Consider the following 5602-nt stretch of genomic DNA (forward strand, 5'->3'; position numbering starts at 1 on the left):
ATCGTGGCGATCTCGATCCTCTCCGTCCAAAATGCAACGCTAGTCTCTCTGAGCTTTTTAACCTTGCGATCGGTTCAAATGCCCCTCGGTGTCGTTCTGGGGGCGAGCGTCGGCATCGGACTGCTCGGCGGTGCTGTGACCTTGATGGGCCCTTCTATCTTTAAGAGCAATACATCTCGGAGCAATTCTCGTGATTCTCGGTCTTATCGGTAATACCCTTTCCATCGAGTGGGAATGGTTCGAGCAGCTTTGGGCATTTAACTGGGAAAAAACCTGGGAAATTCCCCTCGATCGCATCGAAAGTGCGAGTACAGAAGAACCACCGAGCGATTGGCTCGAACTGCGCGCGCCGGGAACTTTTTTTCCAGGCATCATCAAAGCTGGCACTTACTATACCCGTCGCGGGAAAGAGTTTTGGTACGTCACCCAAAATCGAAATTATCTGGTACTAAAGCTGCGAGATTTTGACTTTAAAACCATCGTTCTCACCCTCGACAACTCCGAATCTTGGTCAGAGCGAATAAACCTGACCGTCAATGAGAATACGGGTAATACCTTTGGCTAGTAGGTAAGCGCTCACTTTTTGCAACATCCGCGAATCGGGAATCTTCGTTACCCGCTGGCTGCGGTTGGCAAAGCGTCGAGCGACTCGATGGTTGTCGAAAATGGGTAAGGTTTTTTCAGACACTTCCCGTGCTGGAATCTGGCCCAAATCTCCAAAATCTTTTAGCGGTCGGGTAATCAGCTCGGCGGCACGATCGACCACCAAGTAGCAAGTTTTGGGTAAACTCGCTCCGGCAAAGGGTAGCACTTGGACAGCACCCAATCCGATGGTTTTCGCTTTTTTAGTCGGCGGTTCTTCGTCCGATTCATCACCGGGGACGTCCTCAAAATCCTCGTCATCCTCGAAATCTTCAAGTCCCTCGCTCAGCTCGAAGTCCTCCTCCTCGAGATCGCTCTCCTCTTGGGCGCGATCTCGTTTGAGTTTGGGCGGACTTTTACTTTTATCGGGTCGAACCTCCTCGTTTCGCTCGTCATCCACAGCTTTGACTGGGAGGGGGGAAGGCGGCTCGTCCGGAATATTTTCAATATCCTCATCTTCATGAGCGGAAGAACGCTTCCGCCGTCGTCGTCCCGTAGAGTCAGAAACGGATGAGGGGGAGGGAGAAGGAGCCGCTTTTTCAATTTTCTCGATTTTTTTCGGCTTCTCGGGCTTCTCGGGCTTCTCAGATTTCTCAGACAGTTCGGGTTGTTCGGGTTGTTCGGATTTTTCGGGTTGTTCGGATGCGGAAGAGAGTTCTATCTGTTTCTTTTTCGCCGGAGTTCGAGCGGGCGAATGGTGAGTGCGAGTCGCCCGCTTTTGACTGATGAGCATTTCGTACTCCTTCGGTGACAAGCTACTCTTGAGCATTCGACTAATCGTCGAGTTACTCACCCCATAGCGATTGGCAATGGTGAGAGTGGTTTCTCCGGGTTGTCGATACTCTTCGAGAATTGCTTTTCGATCGGCATCGGATAGTTTTCTGGCACTCATGCTGGTAGGTTTCGGAGGCGAACTCTTGAGGGTTAAAGCGAAACGTTCTTTAGTTAGAAAAGAGGACTGTTTGTGATAATTTGCCCTAGGAGCCTCCCCGACGGCGACCGCGACGAGAACTCGATTTGGTCGAGACATCGTATTCTAGAACGGCTCCAATTGCGAAAAAGACGCCGGTAAACACCCAAAAGACTTCGAGTAAATCGCCGCTTTCGTAATTGGGGATATTTTTCTCGGCGTATTTGTACCACATATCCGCAATATAAAGGGAAAAAGCAGCAGCGGCAATCATCCGCCACGATTGAGAAAACCGTCCGCCCCAAAATGCCAGTAGCAGTAGCGTTGCCACCACGAGCAAGACGACATCGAGCACCACATAAGCGAGCGTCAACCAAGAAGAATAAGTATCTAACTCAGTTTCCATTTGCAGCACCCATGCGGGAGCTTCGCGAGAGGGGGCTGTTTCGGTAGCTTCACTGACGATCGGCTGTTCTATTTGGGGCGCGGCACTCCCGTCGATGGCACCGGGTGCGACTTCGGGTGTCTCGGGGGCAACCTCTTCCATGACTGGCTCTTCAACGACTGGATCGGAACTCACGCCCAACTCCAGAGGGTAGGCGATCCAAACGGCAAAAGCCATACCCGCCGCAGCGATCGCTGCGGTGACCCCCCACTGCCACAATTCTAAATTCAAGCGCCTCGATCGAACCGCGAGGAACATCCCGATGGACAAAAATACGTAGCTGCTCAGATAAAACAAATCGCCGAAAGAAACAGCGGGATCGAGTTCCCAGTAAAGTTCCCACCAACTAAAGAATAAGTTGCCGGTAAAGTAGCACAGCATACCCAAACCAATGCCCATCCAGACGTTTCGCCCGCTCACAATTTGGTTGCTCAATCCATTTCGGAGGCAGAGGAAGGTAGCAAAAAGGAATCCCACTTGCTCGAACAGTAACGTCCCGATGCCGTACCAATAGGGTCGGCTTTCCCCAGGTAGGGATACGCTAAATAATAAGTAAAAGAGTAGGGCGGAAACCCCAATAGCAACACCCATCAGGACAAGAGCCTGAGTTGAAAGTAATTTGGGATCGCCAGATTTAGAAGATTTTTCTGAGGTCGTACTCATAGGAATTTCGCGACAGAATTGTGAGACGAAGAACGAGCCATATATCGAACGAATAATCTAGGCGGCAATTGTTAAATCTACCTTCCCATATTCATGGAATCTCGATGGTGATTTTCAATGATTCTTAAGCTGTTGCCCAGAGTTTGCCCAAGGGGGATTGATTGAGCCACTCAATAAACTGAGTCCGCTCTGAGTCTGGCATATCTTGTAAAGCTTCAATGACACGCTCGACAAAGTTAGAATTTCCAAAATACTCTTTACCTAATCGGTGCAACTCCTGCAAGAGCGTATTGAGATGATGTTCTTGCCAAGGAGGAACTCGATCGCCTTCTAGAGGGTCTAAATCTAGCAGTTCGTTCACAGCGTTTTCTGAGTCTGCCTGGGGAAATTTCCATTGTTGGAAGACTTTCGCGATTTCTTTTTGAAAGGCGCTAGCTTGACGATTTCCGAGTAAGTCTTCGATACTGTAATAAACTTCCTGCAATAGAAGGATTGAAGCTTGAGTATAGCACGGAGCTGCCTCTACACCCCCACCCGAGGCTTCGTCGTTAAGCTGCTCGACTCGAATTTTACCCCACACGCTAAATCGATCGGGTTCTTCGAGTAATACGCAAGCTTTGCCTCGGTTATCTGTCAAATCTCTCCAGAAGGCTCTAGCTTCCTCGGCTTGTTTGGCGTTGAAGACGCTGATCAAGCGAAAAGTCTGCCCCTGATAGTTGAGAATTGGAATCTGCTGGCCCGTTTTAGGGTGCTGGATACCGGAGATTTCAACATCCTGCCTTTTTAAAATAAACATGACACTGCCAATGGACTCCTGTCAGGGCCGATGATACTGGCGATGGCGGAGCGATCGCGTTTGGGATACACGCGCCAAGCCAAGAATTTAGACTTGTCACAAACGAGTTTGATTTGTCGAGCAAGCCATATCCGAGATCGAAAGCGCACTGACAAGGCGCAAGCGCAACTGCACTGATTAACACCTTATCTTAACGGCTACCGATTTGTACGTTGTTTTAGTTTACATTGAGCGTAGAGGTCTTTGCACTTTGACTCGAACTCTCTAGAATCGTAACTTGATTCGTACGGGCGGGCACGGATACAATATTATATGGAACGAGTGGTTAACAAGCCCAAAAAATCCTGGGTGCGTAACTCAGCTGGATAGAGTAGCTGCCTTCTAAGCAGTTTGTCACAGGTTCGAGTCCTGTCGCACCCGCTCGCTCGATATAGTTGAATAGTGGAAAAGAGAAGATCCGAATGAATCCTCTCTTTTCCTGCTGTCCGATCGCGGTCTAACATCGGTCTAAAATTAACTGACTCATCGAACATGGGCGGCGACTTCCTGAAGTTTCCCTGGGGGTAGCTCCGAAACCAAGGCGTAAAGAATCTCGTCTTGATTCCAGACGATCGCACTTGGACCTCGATGAGAGGGAATATAAAGTCGATCGCTTCCAGACAGCGGAAATGCATTGCGTTCGGAGGCTTCGAGCTGATAAAAGGAAATAAGCCGATCGTTGCCCGTACGATAGGTAAATCGGATACCCTTAATTTTGCCGAGCTTGCAGAAACTGCCCCCCAGTAGCCGAACTTGAGTTCGTGCTACCGTCGGAGCCGATCGCTCGAAGCTAAATTGAGGCGCAAAGCGATCGGAAATTTCCGCGACGCTGGTGGAGGCAAAATCCACCGGGCCGCGATCGCGATCGAGAGAATTCATATGGTCGCTCACCAACCGCGTCACCCCGTCCCAACCGTTCGCTTGCAAAACTTCCGCACTGACGATTTGATGGCGACCGGGGAGTGGAGATTCTGCTGCGAGTTGGCGGCGCAGACGGTAATTATCGATTCCCAGGGCAATCGCGGAGATCGCGGCAATGGCGGCGATTCCGACCCAATAAGGACGAATTTTCCCTTGCTGTATGGGTTTGAGGGGAGCAGCTGCCGGCTCGATGGCATCGAGAATCGCCGATCGCAATCGGGTTGGAGGAACGACTTCCGGCAGTGCGTAGGGCATTAATTCGAGAGTCTCTCGCAGTTGCTCGACTTCTAGGTGCAGTTGTGGCTGGTTCGCCAGTAATTGCTCGAACGCCTCTGTTTCCTCGGAACTCAGATTGCCTAGAACATATCCCGCTGCGAGTTCTTCTATGTGTTCGGGAGTCAATGGTTTTGCTCCAATTCAAAATTCAAAAAAATTTAAAATTCCGGCTCGATCGCGCGCTGGGTATTCAAACATCCCTCGATCGAGTTATTCCATTGCATCTTGCAAACACTGCCTGAGCTTTAATAAACCCTGCCGAGATCGAGTTTTCACCGTTCCCAGGGGTAGCTCTAACCGTTGGGCAATTGCCGACTGACTCAAACCCTGGTAATAGGATAATTCTAAAATCTGACGCTGTTTCGCGGGGAGCATTTTGAGGGCGTGGCGCACGCGATCGCGACGTTCGCGCACGGCAGCTTCTTCAAAGGGTGTCACCGACCCCATTTTCTCCGATAGGGTTTGCCCCCATCGTCCCAAAAATTTTAGCTTCCGGCTGCGCGATCGCAATCGATCCAAGGCTCGAGAACGGGTCATCACCGTCAGAAAGCTACCCAACGAACCGCGATCGGGGTTGTAACTTCCCTGACGCCAAAGGGTTAAGAAAACTTCTTGGGTCAGATCTTCCGCTTCTTGGGGATCGGCAAGCATTTTCAGCGCCAGACCGTAAACGACGCTACCGTAGCGATCGTAGATCGTCCCCAGCGCCGCTCGATCTCCAGATTTCAGTGCCAGATCTAGTTCGGCATCGTTAGGGAACATCAAGGTTTTCGATCGCTTTTGGCTCTTCCAACTAGCAGGAGAAGCAATCTCGATCGCCTCGAATTTCCACTCGTTCCCCTGCTGTCTAATTCGACCCTGGCTCATTATATCCTCAGTTCCGATACCGTTTTTTTGGACGGGGCACAAC

The 5602-nt window shown here is 50.5% G+C and carries 7 protein-coding genes and 1 tRNA gene; 3 read left to right on the plus strand and 5 right to left on the minus strand.

Annotated features, from left to right (window positions below):
- The coding region (locus IQ235_RS17235) for a LapA family protein (RefSeq protein ID WP_264322661.1) at positions 1 to 213 on the plus strand (213 nt) is incomplete at its 5' end.
- Positions 191 to 565 carry a hypothetical protein gene (locus IQ235_RS17240; protein WP_264322662.1) on the plus strand — a complete coding sequence of 125 codons (375 nt, stop codon included), beginning with the start codon at positions 191 to 193 and terminating at the stop codon, positions 563 to 565. The genes IQ235_RS17235 and IQ235_RS17240, both read left to right, overlap by 23 nt.
- On the opposite strand, the gene IQ235_RS17245 is transcribed toward IQ235_RS17240, so the two are convergent.
- The 3 genes from IQ235_RS17245 to IQ235_RS17255 form a co-directional block, all read right to left on the minus strand.
- The gene (locus tag IQ235_RS17245; protein ID WP_264322663.1) at positions 512 to 1672 is read right to left on the minus strand and encodes a hypothetical protein; all 1161 of its coding nucleotides are present in this window, start codon (positions 1670 to 1672) and stop codon (positions 512 to 514) included. The genes IQ235_RS17240 and IQ235_RS17245 overlap by 54 nt on opposite strands.
- Positions 1620 to 2660: a hypothetical protein gene (locus IQ235_RS17250; protein ID WP_264322664.1), complete on the minus strand. Its 1041-nt coding sequence runs from the start codon at positions 2658 to 2660 to the stop codon at positions 1620 to 1622. The genes IQ235_RS17245 and IQ235_RS17250 overlap by 53 nt, the downstream gene beginning before the upstream one ends.
- Before the next feature lie 124 nt (positions 2661 to 2784).
- Entirely contained in the window at positions 2785 to 3456 is a 672-nt protein-coding gene (locus IQ235_RS17255) for an Npun_F0813 family protein (RefSeq protein ID WP_264322665.1), read from the minus strand.
- A 346-nt stretch (positions 3457 to 3802) separates the two neighbouring features.
- On the opposite strand from IQ235_RS17255, the gene IQ235_RS17260 reads away from it, so the two are divergent.
- Positions 3803 to 3876 (plus strand) — tRNA-Arg (locus IQ235_RS17260).
- Positions 3877 to 3978: 102 nt separating this feature from the next.
- On the opposite strand, the gene IQ235_RS17265 is transcribed toward IQ235_RS17260, so the two are convergent.
- Both IQ235_RS17265 and IQ235_RS17270 read right to left on the minus strand, forming a co-directional pair.
- Positions 3979 to 4818 carry a hypothetical protein gene (locus IQ235_RS17265; RefSeq protein WP_264322666.1) on the minus strand — a complete coding sequence of 280 codons (840 nt, stop codon included), beginning with the start codon at positions 4816 to 4818 and terminating at the stop codon, positions 3979 to 3981.
- Between the two features lie 84 nt (positions 4819 to 4902).
- Positions 4903 to 5602: sigma-70 family RNA polymerase sigma factor (locus tag IQ235_RS17270; protein WP_319592614.1), on the minus strand; the 700-nt coding region annotated here is incomplete at its 5' end.

The sequence above is a fragment of the Zarconia navalis LEGE 11467 genome, from assembly GCF_015207075.1.
GTDB lineage: Bacteria > Cyanobacteriota > Cyanobacteriia > Cyanobacteriales > Geitlerinemataceae > Zarconia > Zarconia navalis.